Below are 23,136 nucleotides of genomic sequence, written 5' to 3'. Positions count from 1 at the left end.
ATAGGGCTGGAGTCCACGGGGTAAACCCCATGAGACTGAGCCTCAAGCCCATGGCAGATGGTCAGTTATGGGGGCGTTAAATTACCCGGACAACACGCTGTTTTACCAGACAACCTCAGGCAGTATTACGCGAGCTGATGTGATTGATTTTTTAGAGCAGGTCGCCAAACAAGGAGACAACCGTTTGACTTTTTTAGTGCTGGATAATGCGCGTATCCACCATGGGATCACGGAAAAAATCAGACATCGCTGGTTACAAGAGCACAATATGCTTTTATTTTATCTTCCCGCCTACAGCCCAGAGCTGAATCTGATTGAAGTCGTCTGGAAACAAGCCAAATACCACTGGCGACGTTTTATCACCTGGACTCAAGATACCATGGAGTATGAGCTAAATACGCTATTGGAAGGTTATGGTGATCAATTTGCAATTAATTTTTCTTGAGAACTTAACTTGAAATGGGGCATAAATGATTTAGACAAACGACCAGAACGGGTCACCTCGTATTGACTGCCTCTCCCTGACTCCCCCTGACTCCCCCAAAATCCCGTCGTGCTCCTGACATTATTTTTTGTCCCGGGAAATGAATTACCCATTGACCTGATGATTTCCGTTTATTAGCGTAGTCAGTCTTATCCATGATCCGGTCGCTTGTGAGGATCACCTTCGGGCAGCGACAGCAACACTCCTGTAGCCTGCAAGGGAGTACACCACGGTGTGGTACATCTGCGCACCTTTGGAAGCAGATATCGTCAGTCTGATGACGATGAAGGTTTCTTAATCTCATCCATCATGGCCAACAGGCCAGTCACCCAACGGGGAACACGTTTCCCATTGGGTCAGGTGTTCTCCGTTGTTTTGTCAGGAGAATACCATGCAACAAAATACCACCCCGGCAACGGCACACACTGTGTCCGCGGCTGAATTATCCCCTTTTGCTGAAATTTTTCCGCACACCAGTTCACTGGAACTGATGCTGCTGGAGCACACGTTCATTAAAGCCGCCGCTGTGTTTTGTGACGATGACCGGTGTGACCGATGGCAGTACCGGAAAGTGTCAGACAATATTGTCTATGTCGTGCCGATACGGTTGGATTCCTCTGCTGTCAACGTGGATGCGACTGACTTTAAAGGCGAAGTCTCCGCCGATGCCTTTGGGCTGATGGTAACCCTGAGCGTGTTGGGTTATCTGACGGCCCTGATGAAGCTGGACGGGTACGCTGAACGGTTTTGCGACCTGCGTGAATATGCGCGGCAACATCCTCAGGCTTCGTGTATCCGGGCGGCTTTGGGCTTAAAGGGTGCATAACAGGAGAACGTGATGCCAGACAATGAACTGATTATGCTGGACAGTCTGGCGCTGTCTGTCGTGTTTCCCGGCAAAACCCCGCTGGAACGGTTGTTTCTGGGGTTCCTGCTGGCGAATACCGCCTCACAGTTGTGTGGTGAGTATTGTCCTGAGCAATGGAGCAGTCGGAAAGTGTCTGAATCACTGGCGTATATGATACCCACAGCGGCAACAACCTATTCGGTTTATCTGCCGGAGACGAAATTGACAGCCACGCTTTCTGCGGATGCTTTCGGGCTGGCAGTGACATCCATCGTGCTTGCCCGTATCGCCGTGCTGAATGAGCCGAATGCGGATACCTGTCGGTTCTGTGAATTGCGGGAGTATGCACAGCAGCACCCGGAAAACGGCCTGATAGGGTCGGTCATGACAATGAAGCCCAAAGAGGAAGTTATCAGTTCCTCACTTATCCATAACAACAATAATCATCACTGACGTTATCAGACCATGAGGCTGTTAACCCTTTTCTTAAGCGCCTGACCGGGGAGCCGAAAACACCTTCCCGCTATCGGGCGGGTGTTTTCTTTATTTGACATCAAATCAAGGAAATACAGATGAACCCGATTTTTTTACCCGTACCGGACAATACTGAACCGGCATTACGGGAAGAGCTGTTTACTGTGCAGGTGACCGGCCTGATGCAGCACCCCCAAAAGCCACCGTCTCTGCGGGAGAACACCCTGACCGTGTGCGAATCACCCACCCTCACGGAAGCCGTGCAGCGGCTGAAAGTCATCCACCTGCTGGGTGACTGGCCGCTGCCGGAAACGTCATCCCGTCAGTCTGCATGCTTTTTTTCCGCTGACCGTCATGATTTATGACGCAGAGGACAGAAAAGTACTTGGTGGCCGGTTTTATGACGACATTGTCTAGAGTCCCTTTGTTGGCTGTACTTACTCGTTCCTATCAAATAGGTATCTAGTACTACAGCCGTAATTGATCTGTAAGCACAGGATTATCACGACGACGATAATGATATTGTTGTGCGCGGTACTGGTGTCGTCGTCGCCAGTCTGACCAAGATAAAATCTGTTCGACGGTTTCCCTTGGCTTTTTCATCAGTTTTGACAGCAGATTACGTAGTTCCGATACGCTCAGGGCTATCAGCCCCTCCGGTGTTTTTTTTCTCCTGTAGCCGCAAGACCGCCAGGACCGCATGGGCCAGTAGAGACAGCGTAATATGCCGGTACCCACTCTGCCACTGCCGCACTTCGTAATGATCCAGCCCACATTCCCCTTTGGTTTCGTCAAAGCCGCTCTCAATTTCCCAGCGGTGTCCTGCGACCTGAATCAGGGTTTTCAGGTCAGTCTCTTCTTTACGCGCATACACCACATAATAAGCGCATTCTTGTTTATCAGCCCGGCTACGCCGGACCAGCAGATAATGACCATAACGCTGTTCTTCTTCACTTATCTGCAAACGCCAGAGCGGGATCTATGCCCAGTCATACCAACGCTCTCCCTTTGTCCCTAACCCCGCGGACTGGGTTTTCCAATCGTCAGGCGTCAGACTGGCTGCAATCACGTCCGCCCTGATATCGCGTGGGCCTTGCCACCAGAGCCATTCATTCCTGGGGATCGCTAATACAAAGGATTGATGCCGCGACTCCAGCCAGCATCGCAGGCGGCGGTCATGCCCATACACGGCATCGGCGGTGACCCAACGACAGGGCACTCCGGCCTCCAATGCCCGCTCCAGCATGTGCCGGGCAAGTTGGGGTTTCGTGGCAAAGCTCACGGAGTCAGGTATGCCCGCGGCCGCACAGCGGGATCGGTCCTCGGTCCACTGTTCGGGCAGGTATAAGGCCCGATCAAGAAAGGCATGGCCGCCTTTGCCGGCGTAACACAGGAAGACGCCTATCTGGCTGTTTTCAATGCGCCCAGCGGTGCCACTGTATTGACGCTGTACCCCAGCCGAGTGGGTGCCTTTTTTGACAAAACCGGTTTCATCGATGATGAGGATGCCTTGCTCATCGCCGAGATGGTCAGTCACATAGTCGCATAAGATATCGCGGGCCGCCCCCGCATCCCAGTGGGCACGTTCCAGAAAATATTGAATGCCATCAGGCGAGTGTTCGCCCAGCCATTCAGCCAGTTGCCAGCTATTTTTACGCTCTACATCACTGAGCAGTCCACGAAGATAAGCCAGACAACGGTGTTGAGAGCCGACAGAGTGAAACAGCGGAGCCAGACGGGAATGCACGCCCCGTAGCTCCTGTTCCCAGAGGTTGATAGGTGAGGTCATAGGACACCTCCCTTGGTGTTAGGAAGAAGAGAGTCATCATGACACAATATGGATCACGGCTGTAGTACTAGGCTCACGGGGGCATTCCCTTGCTATCGCGAGGTAACTCAAAATCCATAGAGTATATAAAATAATGTGGCAGCGATTGTCACTATGAGTGATAAATCATTGCTCGGAAGATATTGTTCTGAACGCACTATTTCTCATGCTATAAAATTGTAGAATTAATGAAATTAAAATAAAAAATACTGCAAAATAGATTAAAACCATAGTACCTATTCCAAGAGATATGACAACACCACCTAACATCGCACCTATTGAGCTTCCCAGATAGTTGATTGAGCTATTAAGAGCAATGACTGCACTGCCATGTTTAGGTTGATAAGACAATAAAAGATGTTGCTGAGGTGCTCCCGCAGCCCATCCCATCGCGCCCCATATGAAGAATGGTAGATACTTTATTAATGGTATGTGAATCATTATCGGGATGCATATGACAGAACATGCTAATAATATTAAAATAAGTAAAATTAATAACTTTGTTTTTTTAAAATAATCTATTAAGTACCCAACTAATAAACTTCCAAATAATCCACCTAATCCCCATGCCCATAAATATGATGTTATATTATTTGAACCGCTAATATCCTGTAATAAAGGAGATAAGTATGTATATAACCCTAAACTTGCAAGGCCAGCAAAAAGAGTTATAAGCACTGTGATTGTCACTCGTTTATCTAAAAACATTACAACCCTATCTTTCATGGATGGAGGGGCGGTTGCTGGGATAAAAGGGAAAAATTTGAATATGCTTAAGGCTGCGATAAAGCTAAGGATAACAGTAAACCACATTGTAGCTTGCCAACCAAATTGATTTGCGAGATAAAGGCCAACAGGAACGCCTAACACAGTTCCGATACTCATTCCACCTACTGTTAATCCAAGGGCACGTCCTTTCTTTTCGGCAGAAACTAGCAATGTAGAGCCTGCTATAGCTAATGGAGAGAATAAGCCAGCACTAACCCCAGCAATCGCTCTAGAGATCAGGAATACAGAAAAATTTGGAGCAATGGCGGTTAAGGCATTTGCAACCCCAAAAATTATTATAGAAATTAATAGAATTTTTTTAATCGATTTTCCTGCTAAGAGAGAAGCAAATAATGGGGCTGAAATTGCATAACATAAAGTAAATATACTTACAGCCTGTCCAATTTGAGATGCACTTTTTTGATATGTCTCACTAACTCCAGGTATAATTCCTGCTATAATATAGGTATTAAACCCCAGAGCAAACATACCTATAGCTAAAAAAATAATTTTTTTCATGCAGCTATGCCTTTATATCATATTTTAATTCATTAATGTGACTAATTAGTATGGTGATGAACTTGATGCCATTTTAAATGTAGTATATAGAGTACAGGTCTACACCCAAATAGTTTGTAATTTAGCTTAATTACACTTCCCTATGTAAATAAGGTTATTTGCATTTAATAAAGTTGTAATAATATTTTATGTAAAAATGTTATTGTGGTTAATCATTAAATAGGGTAAAGCCTCATGTTAGTACATTTTTTAGTATATACAACAAGATGTAATAAATAAAATGAAATATTTAAATGCGAAGGTATGAAAAAAAATCATGAGTATAACTAAATATGAAATTTTTGAAACAGTGATTATGACAGGAAGTTTTTCTAAGGCTGCTGAAAAGTTAAACAAAACACAGTCTGCAATAAGCCATGCGGTTTCAGCTTTAGAAAAAGAACTAGGGGTTTTCTTATTTGTGAGAAATGGCCGAAAAGTGAGTTTAACTCATCATGGCATAAATGCCTATGCATATATATGTAGGATATTAGAGATTAACCGAAATTTGATGAAAAAGAAATTTATTGATGAAAATATTCCTTATGTTTTGAGGATTGGAGTTTTTGAGAGTGTAAAGAGAACAATTCTACCCTCAGTTATAAAGGAGATAAATAAATCATACCCATTTATTGATATTATACTATTTGAAGGGGGGTATGATGAAATTAAGGAATGGATTATAAATGATTTAATAGATTTTGGTTTTACAATTAGTGATGATTTTGGGTGTGAGTCAATTCCAATATTAGAGGATGAGTTAGTGATGGCAACAAAGATAGACATGGAGTCACCTTTAGACGGTGTATCATTAAACGGTTTTTTCAATATCAATAAATTCATTATGCCAATGGCACCATATAAAAATAAAATAGAGATTTTTTTCAATGAAAATAATATAAGTCCTAATGTTTATTCCCATGTAAGTGATTGTAATACAATTGCAAAAATGGTTGATTTAGGAATTGGTGTTTCCATCGGTCCAAAGTTATTCTTACAATCTTTTGAAAAGATAAAATTGCATGATTTACCTATTAAGTTACATAGAAGTATATATCTTTCTCATAAGAAACATTATTTTGATAGAGTAGATCATTTTTTTATTGGGGAGGTTAAAAAAGCAGCAAGGGGTTTAATTTAAACCCCTTGCTATTTTTCACCCTAATCGATCAAGCCCACTATTCTCACTTAGTAAAATTCTTTCTTCTGTGTTATTGTATTTTACTTTATAAAATGATTTTTTCTTATTATTAATTTCATTAAGATTTTTTTGAAGATATATAGCATCTTTTAGGTTCGGGAAATCGAAATCAGGGTTTTTTCCTAGAATAACGAAATCAGTAACATCCTTTATAATATTAACAATAGGCTCTAATCTACGGTCTCCAATATATTCATGGTCAAGAGAGTTAAAGTATAAAATGTTATCAGTGTGGGTCTTCTCTTCTGTCCAAATTTTTACTGAATGCTCATGCCAGTTTGGTGTATCAAACGATAATTGAGCAAATATTAATTTACCTAAAGAGTCTTGAAAAACAAAATCTAATTCTCTTCTTCTAAATAAGCTAACAAAACTACTATATCCGGTAACAAGAGAGCCATTTATTTTACCAACTATAAATGAACTATCGGGAATTTCATCCCCGGATATTGAGTAGTCCGATTTTACACCATTTATTTCATCTAATGATAATAGACTATTGTTAATCCACTGAATAAGATCTAATGGATGAATTATTTCGCTGATAACACCTGTAGTTGGTCTATAATCATTAATTCTGTTCTTCTTCCATAAAAAGTTTGCTCTTACTAATTTTAAATTATTATCTTCAACATATTTTTTTAGTAGTCTAGATGCTTTTGTATATCTCGCAACCATGTTTAAACAGAATCCTGATGCATTTTTCAATAAATATTCTGCGGTATTTAGTTTAAAGTTGGAATCTACAAAGGGTTTTTCACAAATAACAAATCCCTTATAATCTTTAATTAAAGATAATATCTCCCCATGATTTTCATCGTTCACAGATATTACTAATACATCAGGATTAAATAATTCTAATGCTGACTTTACAGTAGGGTAATACACTAAATTAATATTCTTTTCTGTTCTACACGTATAAGCTATGTCAATGCCATTTTCATATTCATGAGAAATTTTATTAAATGATTCAACAAATATTTTCCCTGAAAAACCCATGCCAATAATTAGCACCTTCATCATACTGTTTACCCATTAAATTATTTTGAAAAATAACTCTTCTCCAGTGTGTATATAACCTTTTCTTATATGGAATTTTTCTGCAATTTTACTAGATTGCATAAGTATTTTATGGACATTATTCTCTATTAGAGAATTCTCTAAGCTATTCACCATGACCTCTGCAATTCCTAAACCTCTTCTATCACTACGCACTACAAGAGATTGTGCCCAACAGATTCGGCCATCGAGCACTCCTACAATAGGTGGACGTAAATCAATGATTCCTATTACGCATGAGCAAATATTTTTATCTTTACCATATGTACCAACTAAAAGTAATACATTTTCATTTGATATGTTCTTTTTAATCCAAGAGCGATATGCTTTTTGCCAAGCTAGATCATCCTCTTTATTTTTTGCTGAATAATGAAGATTTCCATTAGATAATAATACTTTTCGTAGCTCAACTAAATCTTCAGTATCTTCAATTATTGCTCTTCTAATTGATAATTTTTCTTTCATTATAGTTAGTCCAACATAATAATTTTAATAAGGTTTTAGTGATGTGGAATTATTTTATTGTGACATGATAAAATAATTTATTATATATTTTTACTCATTGAATGTGAAAAAGGTATATTAAATAGAGAGAAAACTTCAACTAATGCATCCGTTAATTGTATCATTTTTTCATCGGAGTGATTTGGAGTAATATTAACTCTAAATCTTTCTGTTCCAATGGGTACTGTAGGTGAATTAATTGCTTGCAAATATATGTTATATTTCATCAATAGCTGCTGTGCTGCAGATTTGCATTTTTTTGCATCTCCAACTAATACTGGTAGTATATGTGATTCACTGGAATTCATAATCGGAATACCTGCATTTTTAAAATATTTTTTAAGTGTTTCAGTTTTTGAATGTAACTTTTCTCTTTCTATACAAGAAGTCTTTAAGTATTCAATGCTTGCATAGCATGCCGCTACTATGGCCGGAGGTAATGAAGTTGTGAATATAAAACCAGAAGCGAAAGAACGAATTGCATCAATTATTGTATCAGAGGCAGCGACATACCCACCTATAACACCAATTCCTTTAGCCATAGTACCTTGAATAATATTTATTGAATCGGAAATACCTAGCCCAGCAGCAATTCCTGCTCCTCTAGGGCCATACATACCAACAGCATGTACTTCATCAAGATAAGTTAACGCATTATATTTCTTAGCAAGGTCTGCAATTTCTTTAATTGGAGAAATATCACCATCCATAGAATAAATTGATTCAAAAACTATGATCTTAGGTCGGTTATAAGGTTGTTCTGATAGTAATTTTTCTAAATGCTTTGTGTCGTTATGTTTAAATTTAAAACATTCTGCTTTTGTACTACGTATCCCATTAATAATAGATGCATGGTTTAGCTCATCAGAGAAAATAATGCAGTTTTCAAATAGGCGTAGTAAACATTGCAAAGTTGCATCATTCGAACTGTAACCTGTTGGAAATACTAATGCGGATTCTTTATTATGCCATTCAGCTAATGATGATTCTAATTCTTTATATTGATAGTGATTCCCTCCAATATTTCTAGAACCACCAGATCCGGCACCAAATAAATCAATTGCCTTATGCATAGCATCAATTACAATAGGGTTTTGGGACATTCCTAGATAATCATTGCTACACCAAACGACAACGGAATTTTCATTTTCCATATGATTTGTTTTTGCCAAAGGATATTGTCCGCAGATGCGATTTAATGTTACAAATTCACGATATTGCCCATTTTCCTTTAACTTCATTAGCTTTTCATTAAGAATGTTCTCATACATAAAATAATTACCCTAATTAATTGTAATATTATTTTTGACAAAAGTTATGATTTCAATGTGTAAATATTAAAATTAAACAGAAAAATAAAAAACCTTATGTAAGACGCATTATTAATGTAGTAATAAAAATAAGCAAGTAATAAAAATAAATATTCTAATAAGTTGTTGGAAGTAGTTTATGGTTTCCAGATGTAAAAATATTTCCGTTAAAACAATCAAATGAGAATATTTTTAAATTAAGAAACTATTTGGGATATGATATCACTATCACTCATATGAAGAGTATTATAAAACAATTACCCTAAATACTGTTTCATTAATAGTGAGACATTCAAATATGGAAGTATTCTTGCTTATCGTGGTATTAGGCAGGGTGAGAGCATGAACGTTTTTTACTCTGAATAAATAATCTTTGTTAGCAACAATGTCTTTATTTTGTACAAAAATAAATATATCTGCCTGTGTCAAAAAGTCATTTTCAATCACTTAGCTCATTTTACTATCATTCACGCTCTCACCCTGTGGTATTAGGGATAAGTAAGTGTCCACATATCTTATTTGTCTGATGTGCATGATAAATCTAAAATCACACTGACGCGCTACACTTGTCTTCTCTGGTTTGTCCGGCTAATACATTAACCAGACAAACCAGAGACTTTGAAAAATACTATGCCTGCCAGAAAAAACATTTTCACAGCCTACCCTATTAAAGAACTAGTAATAAAACTGTTCACCCTATTCACCTTTGATTATTTTCATTTAAATTCATGTTGTTAAATGGTGATGACTTGAAATCAGACTCATCACCAGTCTTCATCACTATTCACCTTTTCCTGATTTAAAGGTGAATAGTGATGAAGACTGGTGAACAGTTTAAAAATAACTATTCATCTTATAATACCTTGATATATCTGATTTAAATTACAAGGTGAATAGTGGTGAACATTTTTTTATATTTCTTTTAAAATTATCATCAATAAAGAAAAAATTATTCTTCTGGCTGGTTATCCCTTGCCAGTTTTGGCATCCACTCAATAGCGGTGTCGATATTCAGGCTCAGATTGCTGCGAATGCCGTATTTGCTTTTCTTGCGCAGGTAATACTGCCCATACTCCGCCAGTGCGCCCGGCATATCCATTCCGAAGCGAGTCACGGAAACAGGTTTGTTCAGGTTATTGCCTTTCATATAAGCAAGATAGGTGTGATAAAGGTACTTACGGGGATTGAACGGCATAATTTCCGCATTGCCGATTAATAGGCCGTCAACTTCATGGGAAACAATAAGATAACCACAAAAATCGACCAATGGATCTGTGCCGCGTTTGATATCCAGCGCCTCCACAGATTTCTGTTGCTCTGCCAGTAAACGCTTTGCTGATTGTGGGTCAGCAAACCGATGCAGCAGATGCCTAATAATCACAGGCAATTCTGCTGCGATTTTATCTCGCAGAAGTGGATCGCGTTCATTTTCCGGCACAACTTCGGAAAAGTTGAAAATCACCCGACGCCGAGATACACCACCACTGCGATCACTGAAACTCATGGCATTATTATTTACTGCCAGAACCACCGCAGGGATACGGGTTGAATAAGGTTGTTTATGCTTCGGATCAATAGCAACTTCATCACCGCCAGTAATCGCCTTGATACCGGAGCCATCGCCCACATAGCGGGTCTGGTCTGGCAGGATAATCAACGAATATCCTACAATTAGCGCCCGTTCCCGTGGGTTTTCCAGTGCAGCCATACTCGCAGAAACAGTGTTGCCTTTGCCTGCCAGCATTGAACAGATTTCAGCAAAGATACTTTTGCCACTGCCCCCAGCGCCGGTGACTTCCAGAAACAACTGCCAGTCGTAACGGTTTGCCAACACCATAAACAGGGCCGCCAGTACCCGATCAAATTTGTTTTCACAGTTGGCTGTCGCCCGGTTGAGCCATTGCCAGAACTGTGGCGCATGGTCTTTCAGGATTTCCCCCGAGGCAGGAGAATTGAATTCAACGTCATTAGCCAACAGCAACCAATCATTTTTACGATGAGGTCTGAATCGGCACGTTTTCAGGTCAAATACGCCGTTACTGAATCCGATTAAGTGGCGTTCTGGCGGTTGCATCATAGGAAGCTGCAATTTCAGGGCATCTACCGCAGAGCCGATACCATGCGGTGAGTACGGTAGTTTCTCTTCCATAAAGGCAGCGACCATTTCCCGTTTTAAATCGCGGTCACTGACCGGACGCCAGACAATGCCGTCATAGTGATGCACGGTTTCCGAAGCGCCATCCAGCGCCAAATTTCCGTCATAACGTGCCAGCAAGACTTCTCCGCGCTGGCTGGCTCCCATCTGGCATAATGTCAGCTTGAAAGATTCGGTATCATTAGATTGAGCGTCTGCTTTTTTCTTGGTTGGCGCGGGTTGATAAAGCCCCTGAGTAAAGGCCAGCTTTGCCCCTTCCACACCATACTGTTGGCGGTAATCGTCCCAGTCGGCTTTGTGCTCTGTCGGTGGTAACGTCACCCAACCATTAACCGCAATAGCTGCTTTTTCTGCTGAGATTCTGCCGATATTCACTTTCGGTTTGCCGTGCTTATCCAGTTCGTCGGGATGATGCCAGTCGTTATCTGCTGTAATAATAATTTTCGTGTCTGGCCAACGTTCCCGAACGGCTTTAGCGACAGAATACAAATTACTTGCATCCAATGCCGCCAGAACTGCACCTTTATATAATTGACTGACAGTGAGTGCGGTAGCATAGCCTTCGGTAATGATCACCGTATCGGAGTTTTCTTCCAGTTCTGAGACAGAAATAAACGCCCCTTTTTTCTGGCTGCCAGACAGTAGTTTTTTCTCTCCATTGGGTTTGATAATCTGCGCACCTGTGACTTTTTTATCCGGTATTGTCAGTGCCAATACTGTCGAATTATCAGGCAACAACCGTTGATTAGAGCAATGCAGTCCTTTTGCAATCAAATAGGGAGATTGCCCGGCGACAGTCTGCGCTATCAGTGCCGCGACTCTTTCGGCAATGGGTTGTGTTGGATAGAGGTTTTCTTTGGCGGGCTTGGGTTCGGGCAAAGGTAATGCGAGTGCATCCGCGACAACTTTGGCTGCTTCCGTAATTGTGATCCGGTTGGTTCTTGCCACTAAATCCAGCCCATCACCATAGTTCGGAGCATCGCACTGGCGGCAGTGCCAGTTGCCGTGATGATGGTTGTCGATAAAGTGAAAGCGGACAGTACCACCGCAGACAGGGCAGGCACCATGTTTTCCTTTTGTCGGGATATTGATGCCACAGGCAGGCAACAGGTTTCCCCAGGAATACATCGCGGATGTTTTCACTGTCTGGATCAGGTCAAGCGGTTTTTGGGTGCTTGCTGTTTTTTGAACTGTAAATTCAGGGCGAGTTTGGGTATGCTGTGTATCAGCCATCATTTTTACCTTGCTTAATGATTGTTGGTGAAACGCCTCGTAGTGTTGGACGCACTTCGGGGCATTGTGTTTTATATTCTGTTTCTTATGTCATACTCTTTTGTCTGTTATGCCGCGCGTGATTCCGCGATCCTCTGTGCAATCCAGTCATCAATCTCTGCTTCGATAAAAGCGACTGAGCGCGAGCCGATTTTGACCTGTTTTGGGAATGCTCCATCGCTAATCAGTTTGTAGATCCACGCCTTGCTATAACCCGTCCTGCGTTGAACTTCTGGCAAACGAATCAGGCTTATTTTTAATGCTGCCACTGTCATTTTAATTCTCCTGTTACCGAGTCCTTGAGCGCTCATCGTGGACGTTGTTTAATGACAGGCGGATTATTTAAAAAGCAAGATTAAATGCACAGCGTTAATTCTTTTTCTCTCGATGAGAATTAATGGGTTGCAAGTTGTACTAGCGGTTTTTTCTGTCGCGTTGCGGTTTGGCGAAATCATACGGTGTAATGGATTTTTCCCGGTTCGCATCCAGATAATCCGCCCACCACTGCATCATCAGCCGCCGTTCGTCCAGATGTTTAGACGTGTGGATATACGCCGCCCGGACGTTATTTCTTTCGATATGGCTGAGCTGGCGTTCGATGGCGTCATCGCTCCACAGTCCGGATTCGCCCATTGCACCGCGCGCCATTGTGCGGAAGCCATGCCCGCAGAGGTCGGTTTGGGTGTCGTAGCCCATCGCCTGTAGCGCCTTGTTGACGGTGTTTTCACTCATCACTTTCGCGGAACCATGATCGCTGGGGAACATCACGTCACAGTTACCGCTCAGTTTGTGTAAAGCATTGATAAGCCGAACCGCCTGATGGCTCAAGGGGACAATATGATCGGTTTTCATTTTCATGCCGCGCTCAGAAAAGCGAACGCCTTTAATGGGTTGCCTTGTGGCAGGAATTTTCCACACCGCGTTTTCAAGGTCGATTTCCTGCCAGCGGGCAAATCTCAGCTCACTGGAGCGGACAAACGTTAGTAGTGCCAGTTCTACCGCGATCTTGGTCAGCAGGCGGCCACGATAGGCAGATAAGCGAGTCAGAAAATCGGGCAAATGTTCATGGGGTAGGGCGGGATGGTGACGAGATTTTGCGGTGGTAAGTGCGCCTGCCATGTCATTAGCCGGGTTGGATTCCAGAATATCATTCTGGACGGCGTAGCGCATGATGGCAGTGATACGCTGGCGCAGCCGCTGGGCGATATCGTGTTTGCCCTGCTCATCAATGGCCTTGACGGGCGCTAAAAGCTGGATGGTGCGTAATGTGGTAATATCTCTGGCGCCGATATGGGGGAAAATATATTGCTCAAGGCTGTGCAGGATTTTTTGACGGTGGCTGTCGCTCCAACGTTTGTTACTGGCATGCCATGCACGGGCGACCTGTTCAAAAGTGTTTACTTTGGCAGGAGAGGGGGCACCTCTTTTCTCAGCTTTGGGATCGATGCCCTGTGCCATCAGCTTTTTGGCTTCATCCCGTCTGGCGCGGGCATCGGCTAACGATACTGCCGGATAAACACCAAATGCCAGACGATCTTCTTTCTTATCGGTCGGGCGGTAATACTTCATGCGCCAGTATTTTGAACCGCGTGACGAGACTTCTAAATAAAGGCCCCGCCATCGGCGAGTTTGTAGGTTTTTTCTTTGGGTTTTGCAGTTTCGATTTGTCGTGCGTTTAGTTTCATTATTAAGGGCATTCCTTTAATCGAACGGTAAGTGCCCCGAATTATGCCCTTCGCTGCATCTTGATTGCAACAGACGAAACTGGACCTAAAAATAAGAATGGATGTTGATTTTGCTGGATTTAGCAGGAATTGTTTTACTGGGCTGGACTTCACTGGAAGTTGAAGTGGTGCCCGGAGGCGGAATCGAACCACCGACACGGGGATTTTCAATCCCCTGCTCTACCGACTGAGCTATCCGGGCTAACGGGGCGCATTAAACCGTATTCAGCCCAGTCCGTCAAACACTTTCTGCAAAAAAACTATTAAAATTGATTGTTTGCTGTATTTTTATACCAATTTAGTGTGGTTATTCAGCTAAGGCTGTTTTTTGTTAACTTAACGCCCCATTTTTTCGGCATTTTGCGATGGTTAGTATATCCTGTGCCAGCAGTTTCGCTATGTTGACATCTTCAAGCTCTCTGTTCACTAATAACTTACTGAGACATCCTTCAAGGATAAGTTCCATCTGTTTGGCGACTTGATTACTGTCATTAATATCAAGTTGTTGCAATAACTCTTCCGTGTAATGGAAAGAATTTTGTTTTTGCAATTCTGCCAATTGGTGGATTGGGTGATCAAAGTCAGGAAAAGCACTGCAAGCAGCAATGAACAAACAGCCCGGATAACGATATTCTTGGACTTTCTCCTTGAGGGCATCATAACGTGCCAATAGTTTTTGCTCAGGACTTAAGGTCTCATCCAGTAGGGTTTGGCGCTGCCAGATTTCAATCTGTTGGCTGTGATAGCGAAGACAATCATAAAGCAGCGCTTCACGATCGGGCCAAAAATACTTTATTTGGCTAATGTCGATATTCAGGGGAGTTAAAAGTGTCTCCAGTGTTGCTGACAGTCCATGCTGTTCCAATGAGTTAAGAACATGTCTAAGCACATATTCACGTTGCACAGTTGCTCTCCTTCCAGATTATTTTTGTTGTAGGTTTTGTTGTAGTCGCTGTAGCTGCCGGTTAAAACGCTGTGCGTCCATGAATCCATTGACTTGAAAATCGGTTAGCTCTTTTCCCTGCGTATCAAAAAACAAGATAGTGGGAAGTCCATACACATTCAGTTTTTGCAACAATTCTTTCTGTTTTGGGCTGTTATCCGTGACATCCGCCTGTAACAAAAGGAATTGGTTCAATTGTGTCTGTACTTGTGGATCACTAAAAGTATATTTTTCAAACTCCTTGCAAGCTACACACCACTCAGCATACAGATCTAACATAATCGGTTGATGGCGATTCTCAGCTAAAATTTGGCTTAATTCCTGCCAATTATTGATTTTTTGAAATTGCAGGGTGGTTTTTTGCTGTTCCGCCGTAGGGTTTCCCCACACCCAATCTTGCAAAGGACGTGAAACAATAAGAGCCAGAGCCAGTAGGATAATCTGCAATACACGCATCCAGCCATTTTTGCTACCTAGTGTTAATGTAAGTGCCCAACCAAAGAAAGATACAGCTAATAAGCTCCACAATCTTATGCCCCATGTATCGCCAAGCACGCGTTCAAGCAGGAAGACTGGCAGAGCCAATATAATGAATCCGAAGGCTTCCTTGACGTACTGCATCCACGGGCCACTGCGTGGCAGGAGTTTGTGACCAAATAGTGTGACTGCGATAAGCGGCAACCCCATTCCCAATGCGTAGAGGTACAGAGTCAATCCTCCGACCAATGTGTTACCGCTTTGGGCGATATAAAGCAAAATAGCACTGAGCGGTGCGGTAGTGCAGGGAGAGGCTATTAACCCCGCTAAAGCTCCCATCACGAACACACCAATGTAAGAGCCGCTTTGCTGTTGGTTGCTCCAATTTACTAAACGAGTTTGGGCAGAAGAAGGAAGTTGTAATGTATATAGCCCAAACATTGATAAGGAGAGCAAGATAAACAGTACGGACAGCCCTATAAGGATATAAGGATTTTGCAGGGCCGCTTGAAATTGTAAGCCAGCGGTCGCTACGACTACACCAAGTATAGTATAAGTGAGCGCCATCCCCTGAACATAACTCATGGCGAGCCAAAAAATTCGCTTCAAGCTGTCAGGGCGTTTTTGGCCCAAAATAATGCTGGAAATCAGCGGATACAAGGGCAGTACACAGGGAGTAAAAGCGATTCCTATGCCAATTAACAATGCCCAGAGCGGCGAAAATGGGGTGTCATGAGGCTTGGAGAGAGCATCTCCCTGTTGCATAGATTCTTGTGGGAGGCTGTTTTCTTTATTTGTATTTGTCGCGGTATTGGCTGAAATCGCGGTTTCATTATTGGGTTGGGTGGAAGCAACAACGGCTTGTAATGGTACGTTCAGGGTTTCAGGTGGATAACAATAACCCGCCTCTGCGCATCCTTGATAAGTAACCTGAAGAGAGCCATCGTTGGTGGCTGATAGGATAGGGATATCAATACGCGCTGATTGAAAATAAACCTCTGTCTCACCAAAAAACTCATCTTTATGATCGATGCCTTTGGCATACGTCATTTTACCCAATGATGCTTCTTGACTGGGAGTGATACTGAATTGTTTTCGATAGAGGTAATAACCGGGTTTGATATCCCAGTTCAGTGTGAGTTTATTTCCTTGTTGCTGAAAATCAAACATGAATGCCTGATCAGCAGGAAGGTAGAGATTTTTCTCGGATTGTTCAAACAGTGCGCTAGCTTTGTTAGGAGACAGAGCGATACCGCTGAACAGGAGAAACAACATGAGAATACGTTTCATCATAAGATAATCTTTAACCTGCCTGTATCGTGGGTTTGATTCGTAAACTTTATCAGAACCTGAACTATAACCGATGATATTCATAGCAGAAAGTTAATTGTATAATATTAAGGCAATTCTATGTTTTTGAAAGGGAAGAAGATGCTGGGAAGGGGTATTTCAGGGGCATGACAGCCCCCTGAAATAACGTTTCAAAATATTCTTATGAATCTATAAGATCATACCACCAAACAGGAAACCGAATGCGACAGCCAATACAACGGCAATAGTGCCTGGAATAAAGAATGGATGGTTGAAAACAAAACGCCCGATACGGGTGGTTCCGGTATCATCCATCTGCACGGCTGCAACTAATGTCGGGTAAGTTGGCAGGATAAACAGGCCAGATACGGCAGAGAAAGATGCGATCGCTGTTAATGGCGTGACATGCAGCGCCAGAGCCATTGGCATCAAGGCCTTCGCTGTTGCGGCTTGTGAGTAGAGCAAAGCTGAACAGAAGAAGAATATAATTGCCAACAACCACGGTTGGGCATGAATCAAACTCCCCGCAGTTTCTTTGATCCACCCCATGTTAGCTTGAACAAATGTATCTCCTAACCACGCAACTCCCAAAATACAGATACATGCGCTCATGCCAGCTTTAAAAGTGCTTGAGTTCAGGATGGCATCGGTATCGACGGAGCAAATAATGGTGGTAAGGGTAGCAATACTGAGCATGATGATCAAAATTGCATTTGTAGTGTTCATCAGGGGTTTCTCAACAAGGCCGACACCCGGACTGTTGATAATGGCATAAATGACGACACTAACGACACCCAGAAGGAACAACAGAACAGAGCGTTTTGCTTTAGGCCTGATTTGAATCCGGCTGGCTCCGCGCATTTCAACCAAGTTATCTGCAAGGCGTTTTTGGTAAACAGGGTCATTCGACAGTTTGGAATCAAAAAGCCATGAAATAATGAATGACATGAGGATGATGGCACAAAATGTTGAAGGCAATAATACCATTAACAGATGGATATAACTGATGCCTTGTCCTTCCATAATGGATGCCATGTAAACAACAGCCGCAGAAATAGGGGAAGCAGTGATCCCGATCTGGGCCGCGACAACGGCGGTAGAGAGTGGACGGCATGGTTTTATGCCCTGCTCTTTGGCAACTTCTGCAATAACTGGCAGTGTTGCCAGTGAGATGTTTCCCGTACCTGCAAACAGCGTCAGAAAATAAGTGACGATAGGTGCAAGGATTGTGATGTATTTGGGATTCCTGCGCAGTAACTTCTCAGTTTGCTGAACTAGATAATCTAGCCCCCCAGCCACTTGCATGGCTGATATCGCAGCAATGACAGCCATGATTATAGAGATAACATCAAATGGAATACTGCCTGGTTTAACACCAATGGCGGCGAGAATTATCACACCAAGTCCACCAGCGAAACCAATACCTATTCCCCCTAATCTTGCCCCCAGAAAAATGGCCAGCAGAACAATAACCAATTCTACGGCTAACATGTTAAATACTCCTTCATTTATTTAGTCTTATGAAAATCAATGGTTAATATTTTGTGTTTGCTGAAAATTAAAAAGGCACGCTTCCGGTTGGAATTGCGTGCCTTAATAATTAAGACGAACTCGTTATTATAATCATTTAATTAGTCATCAAAACGTTTTGCTTTATAAGTTGGATGTTTTAGGTTCTCAACGGAGAAAATATCATCTAGTTCAGCTTCGGTCAGCAAACCGCGCTCAAGCACGACTTCACGGACGTTTTTGCCAGTTTCAGCACAGATCTTGCCCACGATATCGCCATTATGATGGCCAATGAATGGATTCAGGTAAGTAACGATGCCGATAGAGTTGAACACGAAGTTTTCACAGACTTCTTTATTGGCAGTGATACCGTTGACACATTTTTCAACCAGATTACGGCATGCATTGCTCAGGATAGACATAGATTCAAACATAGCCTGACCAATCGCTGGTTCCATTACGTTAAGCTGCAACTGACCGGCTTCTGCTGCCATCGTGATACACATATCGTTACCAATGACTTTGAAGCAAACTTGGTTAACGACTTCTGGCACAACTGGGTTAACTTTAGCTGGCATGATGGAAGAACCCGCCTGCAATTCTGGCAGGTTGATTTCATTCAGGCCAGTACGGGGACCGGAAGAGAGCAGGCGCAAGTCGTTACAAATCTTGGACATCTTAACAGCCAGACGCTTCAACGCGCCGTGAACCATAACGTAAGCGCCGCAGTCAGAAGTCGCTTCGATCAAATCCTCTGCTGGCAGGCAAGGCAGGCCTGTCACTTCCGCCAATTTTTCAACAACCAGTTGTTGGTAACCTGGTGCAGTATTCAAACCAGTACCGATAGCGGTAGCGCCAAGATTGACTTCCAGCAGCAGTTCTGCCGTACGGGTGATGTTTTTGATCTCTTCTTTCAACAGCATGGAAAAAGCACGGAATTCTTGGCCCAGAGTCATGGGGACAGCATCTTGCAGCTGGGTACGGCCCATTTTCAGGATGTCATCGAATTCAACCCCTTTCTTGTCGAAACCTTCTTTCAGCAGCTCAATCGAACCAATTAAGTGCATCAGGGAGTTATAAACAGCAATACGGAAGCCTGTAGGATAAGCATCATTGGTTGACTGGCTTCTGTTCAGGTGATCATTTGGGTTCAGGTACTCATATTCACCCTTTTGATGCCCCATCAACTCTAGGCCGATATTTGCCAGTACTTCATTGGTATTCATGTTCAGTGAAGTACCTGCGCCACCCTGAAAGACATCAACAGGGAATTGATCCATACATTTGCCTGCATTGAGGACTTCATCACATGCTTTGACAATAATGTCCGCCACTTTTCCCGGAATAGTATGGAGTTCTTTGTTTGCCAGTGCTGCGGCTTTCTTTACCATCACCATGCCTCGGATAAATTCAGGCACGTTGTTGATGGTACGGTCACTAATATAAAAATTTTCAATCGCACGTAGAGTGTGAATACCATAGTAGGCTTCAGCAGGAACTTCTCGTTTACCTAACAGGTCTTCTTCGATACGAATGTTGTTTGACATGAGAACCTTCTTAAATTAGATGCGTTTTTTACTGTTCTATTATGTGTTTGTTGAGAAATAATGTTGCCGACAACAATTTCCCTGATATTAATCACTTATCATGGAATTGCTGGCGCGATCATATGTGGATTTGTGAGAAATGCCTTGAACCTGGATCACTTTATAATGCTATTTTACTAATGAAATAACATATGTGTGACTAAAGTCACAATTACGGAGGGAGAAAGTTAAGTATCCGAAGTATTGAAAACTGCCACCATGATCCCCACATGTATTATCTAACCCCATATTATGTGATCTAATATAGTGCGCATGATTAAATAGTGTGCATGATCAAATAGTGTGAACTCTCAATAATGATGAAAGGAGACCCACGTGCGCTGGCTCCCACTTATTCTTATATGCCTTCTGGTTTACATCGAGTCTGTCCTGTTTGTTCGGGTTGCCTCTGAAGTTGGGGTCCTGTTGACTCTGTTGTTGGTTATCCTTACCTCTTGTCTTGGTGTGTCCCTTGTGCGTAATCAAGGCATCAAGAATTTTATGTCTATGCAGCAAAAAATCGCAGCGGGTGAGAGTCCAGCGGAAGAAGCAGTCAAAAGTGTTTCTCTGGTAATCGCTGGATTCTTGCTGATACTGCCCGGCTTCTTCACCGATTTTATCGGATTATTGTTGTTGCTGTCCCCAGTACAAAAACTCCTGACAGCGAAGTTATTGCCCCATATTAATTTTTACCGTCCGAATACTTTTTATGGTTCTGGTAAATCTGGCTCTGGTCATCAGGCCGGTGGTTATGGTCAGAATGGGCAGACATTTGAGGGAGAATATGAGCGCAGGCAAGATGGCTCTTCCTATACATTGGATGATCAAAAATCCGGTGAGCAAAAAAATCATGGCGAACATGACAGCGAGCACAATAAGAAATAATGATCTCTGCTTTGGTTGAAATTTCGGTGGGGGAAGAAAAAAGTAAAATATTTTTTGCAGCCCGCCCTTGAAGTAATGACCTCAAGCCCCAACTTGTAGCTTCATGGTACTGGTTCTGTTGAGGTCTGGTATCAATCCTCTTACCTGATATGGACTTTATTATTTATAGGAGATCTACCAATGAAAATTCGTCCATTACATGACCGCGTTATCGTCAAGCGTACAGAAGTTGAATCAAAATCCGCTGGCGGGATTGTTCTGACAGGCTCTGCTGCGGGTAAATCTACCCGTGGAGAAATTTTGGCAGTCGGCAATGGTCGCATCCTTGAAAATGGGGAAGTGAAAGCGCTGGATGTAAAAGTGGGTGATACCGTCATTTTTAATGAAGGTTACGGCGTTAAAACAGAAAAGATCGATAATGAAGAAGTATTGATCATGTCTGAAAGTGACATTCTGGCAATTGTTGAAGCGTAATTGAGTATCTTGTTACATTCAGATCTTCTTAATTGAACGAATTTAAAGGAAAGACACAATGGCAGCAAAAGACGTTAAATTTGGTAATGATGCTCGCAGCAAAATGCTACGTGGTGTAAATGTACTGGCTGATGCAGTTAAAGTGACCCTAGGCCCTAAAGGCCGTAACGTAATTCTGGATAAATCTTTCGGTGCACCTGTCATCACGAAAGACGGTGTATCTGTAGCACGTGAAATCGAATTGGAAGACAAATTCGAGAATATGGGCGCTCAGATGGTTAAAGAAGTCGCTTCTAAAGCCAATGACGCAGCAGGTGATGGTACTACCACAGCAACCGTATTGGCACAAGCTATCGTCACTGAAGGTCTGAAAGCTGTTGCTGCTGGCATGAACCCAATGGACCTGAAGCGCGGTATCGATAAAGCGGTTATTTCTGCTGTTGAAGAGCTGAAAAAACTGTCCGTGCCTTGCTCTGATTCCACTGCTATTGCACAGGTTGGTACTATCTCTGCAAACTCCGACGAAACCGTAGGTAAACTGATCGCAGAAGCGATGGACAAAGTCGGTAAAGAAGGTGTAATCACCGTTGAAGAAGGTACTGGTCTGGAAGACGAGCTGGATGTTGTTGAAGGTATGCAGTTCGACCGTGGCTACTTGTCTCCTTATTTCATCAATAAACCAGAGTCTGGTTCTGTTGAACTGGAAAACCCATACATCCTGCTGGTTGACAAGAAAATCTCCAACATCCGTGAACTGCTGCCAGTTCTGGAAGGCGTAGCTAAAGCAAGCAAGCCTTTGATCATCATTGCTGAAGATGTTGAAGGCGAAGCGCTGGCAACTCTGGTTGTTAACAACATGCGTGGTATCGTGAAAGTGGCTGCGGTTAAAGCACCTGGCTTCGGTGATCGCCGTAAAGCAATGCTGCAAGATATCGCTACCCTGACTAACGGTACTGTTATCTCTGAAGAGATCGGTCTGGAGCTGGAAAAAGCGACTCTGGAAGATTTGGGTCAGGCAAAACGTATTGTTATCAACAAAGACACCACAATTATCATTGATGGCGTAGGTGAAGAAGGCACAATTGCTGCACGTGTTACTCAAATCCGTCAGCAAATCGAAGAATCTACTTCTGACTATGACCGTGAAAAACTGCAAGAGCGCGTAGCTAAACTGGCGGGCGGTGTTGCAGTAATCAAAGTCGGTGCAGCAACTGAAATTGAAATGAAAGAAAAACGCGCTCGCGTTGACGATGCATTGCACGCAACCCGTGCGGCTGTAGAAGAAGGTGTTGTTGCTGGTGGTGGTGTTGCTCTGGTTCGCGTAGCTGCTACTATTTCTGAGCTGACTGGTGACAACGAAGATCAAAACGTAGGTATCCGTGTTGCACTGCGTGCAATGGAAGCGCCAATGCGTCAGATCGTAGACAACGCAGGTGAAGAACCATCTGTTGTTGTAAACAACGTGAAAGCGGGTAAAGACAACTACGGTTATAACGCTGCAACTGAACAGTACGGCGATATGATCGATATGGGTATCCTGGATCCAACTAAAGTAACCCGTTCTGCACTGCAGTTCGCAGCTTCTATCGCAGGTCTGATGATCACTACCGAAGCAATGGTGACTGAACTGCCTAAAGATGACAAAGCTGACTTAGGTGCTGCTGGTGGCATGGGCGGCATGGGTGGTATGGGCGGCATGATGTAATGCTGTTTACCCTGATGATGGAGTGAGTTCTCCATCTACTAGGATAAAACTTTGAAGGCGAG

General features: G+C 42.8%; 19 protein-coding genes, 1 tRNA gene and 3 pseudogenes. 9 read left to right on the top strand and 14 right to left on the bottom strand.

Annotated features, from left to right (window positions below):
- Positions 1-16 precede the first annotated feature (16 nt).
- From PSI14_RS04310 to PSI14_RS04290, 5 genes and pseudogenes are all read left to right on the top strand, one after another.
- Positions 17-445: pseudogene (locus PSI14_RS04310) on the top strand (IS630 family transposase); the annotation flags it as partial.
- A gap of 273 nt (positions 446-718) precedes the next feature.
- Entirely contained in the window at positions 719-925 is a 207-nt protein-coding gene (locus tag PSI14_RS04305; RefSeq protein ID WP_273574578.1) for a hypothetical protein, read from the top strand.
- Positions 876-1,310: an antirestriction protein gene (locus PSI14_RS04300; protein WP_273574577.1), complete on the top strand. Its 435-nt coding sequence runs from the start codon at positions 876-878 to the stop codon at positions 1,308-1,310. Before PSI14_RS04305 ends, PSI14_RS04300 begins: the two co-directional genes overlap by 50 nt.
- 12 nt (positions 1,311-1,322) lie before the next feature.
- On the top strand, positions 1,323-1,784 hold the full coding sequence (locus PSI14_RS04295; RefSeq protein ID WP_273574576.1) for an antirestriction protein: 462 nt from the start codon (positions 1,323-1,325) through the stop codon (positions 1,782-1,784).
- Between the two features lie 119 nt (positions 1,785-1,903).
- Complete coding sequence (locus PSI14_RS04290; RefSeq protein WP_273574575.1) at positions 1,904-2,170, top strand: hypothetical protein; 267 nt, start codon at positions 1,904-1,906, stop codon at positions 2,168-2,170.
- 103 nt (positions 2,171-2,273) lie between these two features.
- On the opposite strand, the gene PSI14_RS04285 is transcribed toward PSI14_RS04290, so the two are convergent.
- The 3 genes and pseudogenes from PSI14_RS04285 to PSI14_RS04275 all read right to left on the bottom strand — a co-directional run bounded on the left by PSI14_RS04285 (position 2,274) and on the right by PSI14_RS04275 (position 4,920).
- Entirely contained in the window at positions 2,274-2,408 is a 135-nt protein-coding gene (locus PSI14_RS04285; RefSeq protein WP_273574574.1) for a hypothetical protein, read from the bottom strand.
- A 16-nt stretch (positions 2,409-2,424) separates the two neighbouring features.
- Positions 2,425-3,594 (bottom strand): annotated as a pseudogene (locus tag PSI14_RS04280) (IS701 family transposase).
- A gap of 165 nt (positions 3,595-3,759) precedes the next feature.
- Positions 3,760-4,920, bottom strand: a complete 1,161-nt coding sequence (locus tag PSI14_RS04275; protein WP_273574573.1) for an MFS transporter — start codon at positions 4,918-4,920, stop codon at positions 3,760-3,762.
- 316 nt (positions 4,921-5,236) lie between these two features.
- On the opposite strand from PSI14_RS04275, the gene PSI14_RS04270 reads away from it, so the two are divergent.
- Positions 5,237-6,100, top strand: a complete 864-nt coding sequence (locus PSI14_RS04270) for a LysR family transcriptional regulator (RefSeq protein ID WP_273574572.1) — start codon at positions 5,237-5,239, stop codon at positions 6,098-6,100.
- A gap of 15 nt (positions 6,101-6,115) precedes the next feature.
- Here PSI14_RS04270 and PSI14_RS04265 read toward each other — a convergent pair whose 3' ends face one another.
- From PSI14_RS04265 to aspA, 11 genes and pseudogenes are all read right to left on the bottom strand, one after another.
- Complete coding sequence (locus PSI14_RS04265; protein WP_273574571.1) at positions 6,116-7,183, bottom strand: Gfo/Idh/MocA family oxidoreductase; 1,068 nt, start codon at positions 7,181-7,183, stop codon at positions 6,116-6,118.
- A gap of 12 nt (positions 7,184-7,195) precedes the next feature.
- The gene (locus PSI14_RS04260; protein WP_273574570.1) at positions 7,196-7,684 is read right to left on the bottom strand and encodes a GNAT family N-acetyltransferase; all 489 of its coding nucleotides are present in this window, start codon (positions 7,682-7,684) and stop codon (positions 7,196-7,198) included.
- A gap of 80 nt (positions 7,685-7,764) precedes the next feature.
- On the bottom strand, positions 7,765-8,994 hold the full coding sequence (hemA, locus tag PSI14_RS04255) for a 5-aminolevulinate synthase (protein WP_273574568.1): 1,230 nt from the start codon (positions 8,992-8,994) through the stop codon (positions 7,765-7,767).
- 988 nt (positions 8,995-9,982) lie between these two features.
- A complete protein-coding gene (locus PSI14_RS04250; RefSeq protein WP_273574567.1) occupies positions 9,983-12,421 on the bottom strand; it encodes a toprim domain-containing protein in 2,439 nt (812 codons plus the stop codon).
- 107 nt (positions 12,422-12,528) lie between these two features.
- Positions 12,529-12,735 (bottom strand): helix-turn-helix transcriptional regulator, encoded by a 207-nt coding sequence (locus PSI14_RS04245; protein WP_273574566.1) that lies wholly within the window; start codon positions 12,733-12,735, stop codon positions 12,529-12,531.
- A 139-nt stretch (positions 12,736-12,874) separates the two neighbouring features.
- Positions 12,875-14,145, bottom strand: a pseudogene (locus PSI14_RS04240) (tyrosine-type recombinase/integrase).
- Between the two features lie 165 nt (positions 14,146-14,310).
- A tRNA-Phe gene (locus PSI14_RS04235) sits at positions 14,311-14,386 on the bottom strand.
- Positions 14,387-14,515: 129 nt separating this feature from the next.
- On the bottom strand, positions 14,516-15,088 hold the full coding sequence (gene dicD, locus PSI14_RS04230) for a division control transcriptional repressor DicD (protein WP_273574565.1): 573 nt from the start codon (positions 15,086-15,088) through the stop codon (positions 14,516-14,518).
- A gap of 18 nt (positions 15,089-15,106) precedes the next feature.
- Positions 15,107-16,897, bottom strand: coding sequence for a protein-disulfide reductase DsbD (locus tag PSI14_RS04225; RefSeq protein ID WP_273574564.1), 1,791 nt, complete (start codon positions 16,895-16,897; stop codon positions 15,107-15,109).
- A gap of 207 nt (positions 16,898-17,104) precedes the next feature.
- Positions 17,105-18,406 (bottom strand): anaerobic C4-dicarboxylate transporter, encoded by a 1,302-nt coding sequence (locus tag PSI14_RS04220; protein WP_273574563.1) that lies wholly within the window; start codon positions 18,404-18,406, stop codon positions 17,105-17,107.
- Positions 18,407-18,546: 140 nt separating this feature from the next.
- Positions 18,547-19,971 (bottom strand): aspartate ammonia-lyase, encoded by a 1,425-nt coding sequence (gene aspA, locus PSI14_RS04215; protein ID WP_273574562.1) that lies wholly within the window; start codon positions 19,969-19,971, stop codon positions 18,547-18,549.
- Between the two features lie 375 nt (positions 19,972-20,346).
- Here aspA and PSI14_RS04210 point away from each other — a divergent pair, with 375 nt between their 5' ends.
- From PSI14_RS04210 to groL, 3 genes are all read left to right on the top strand, one after another.
- The gene (locus tag PSI14_RS04210; RefSeq protein ID WP_273574560.1) at positions 20,347-20,895 is read left to right on the top strand and encodes an FxsA family protein; all 549 of its coding nucleotides are present in this window, start codon (positions 20,347-20,349) and stop codon (positions 20,893-20,895) included.
- A gap of 180 nt (positions 20,896-21,075) precedes the next feature.
- Positions 21,076-21,369, top strand: coding sequence for a co-chaperone GroES (locus tag PSI14_RS04205; protein ID WP_010846340.1), 294 nt, complete (start codon positions 21,076-21,078; stop codon positions 21,367-21,369).
- A 58-nt stretch (positions 21,370-21,427) separates the two neighbouring features.
- The gene (gene groL / locus PSI14_RS04200; RefSeq protein WP_273574555.1) at positions 21,428-23,074 is read left to right on the top strand and encodes a chaperonin GroEL; all 1,647 of its coding nucleotides are present in this window, start codon (positions 21,428-21,430) and stop codon (positions 23,072-23,074) included.
- The last annotated feature ends 62 nt before the right edge of the window (positions 23,075-23,136 follow it).

It is taken from the genome of Xenorhabdus anantnagensis (genome assembly GCF_028598555.1).
Classification (GTDB): Bacteria; Pseudomonadota; Gammaproteobacteria; order Enterobacterales; family Enterobacteriaceae; genus Xenorhabdus; species Xenorhabdus anantnagensis.
Note: the sequence above shows the minus strand (reverse complement) of the source record. Positions and strands in the feature narration are given on the sequence as shown.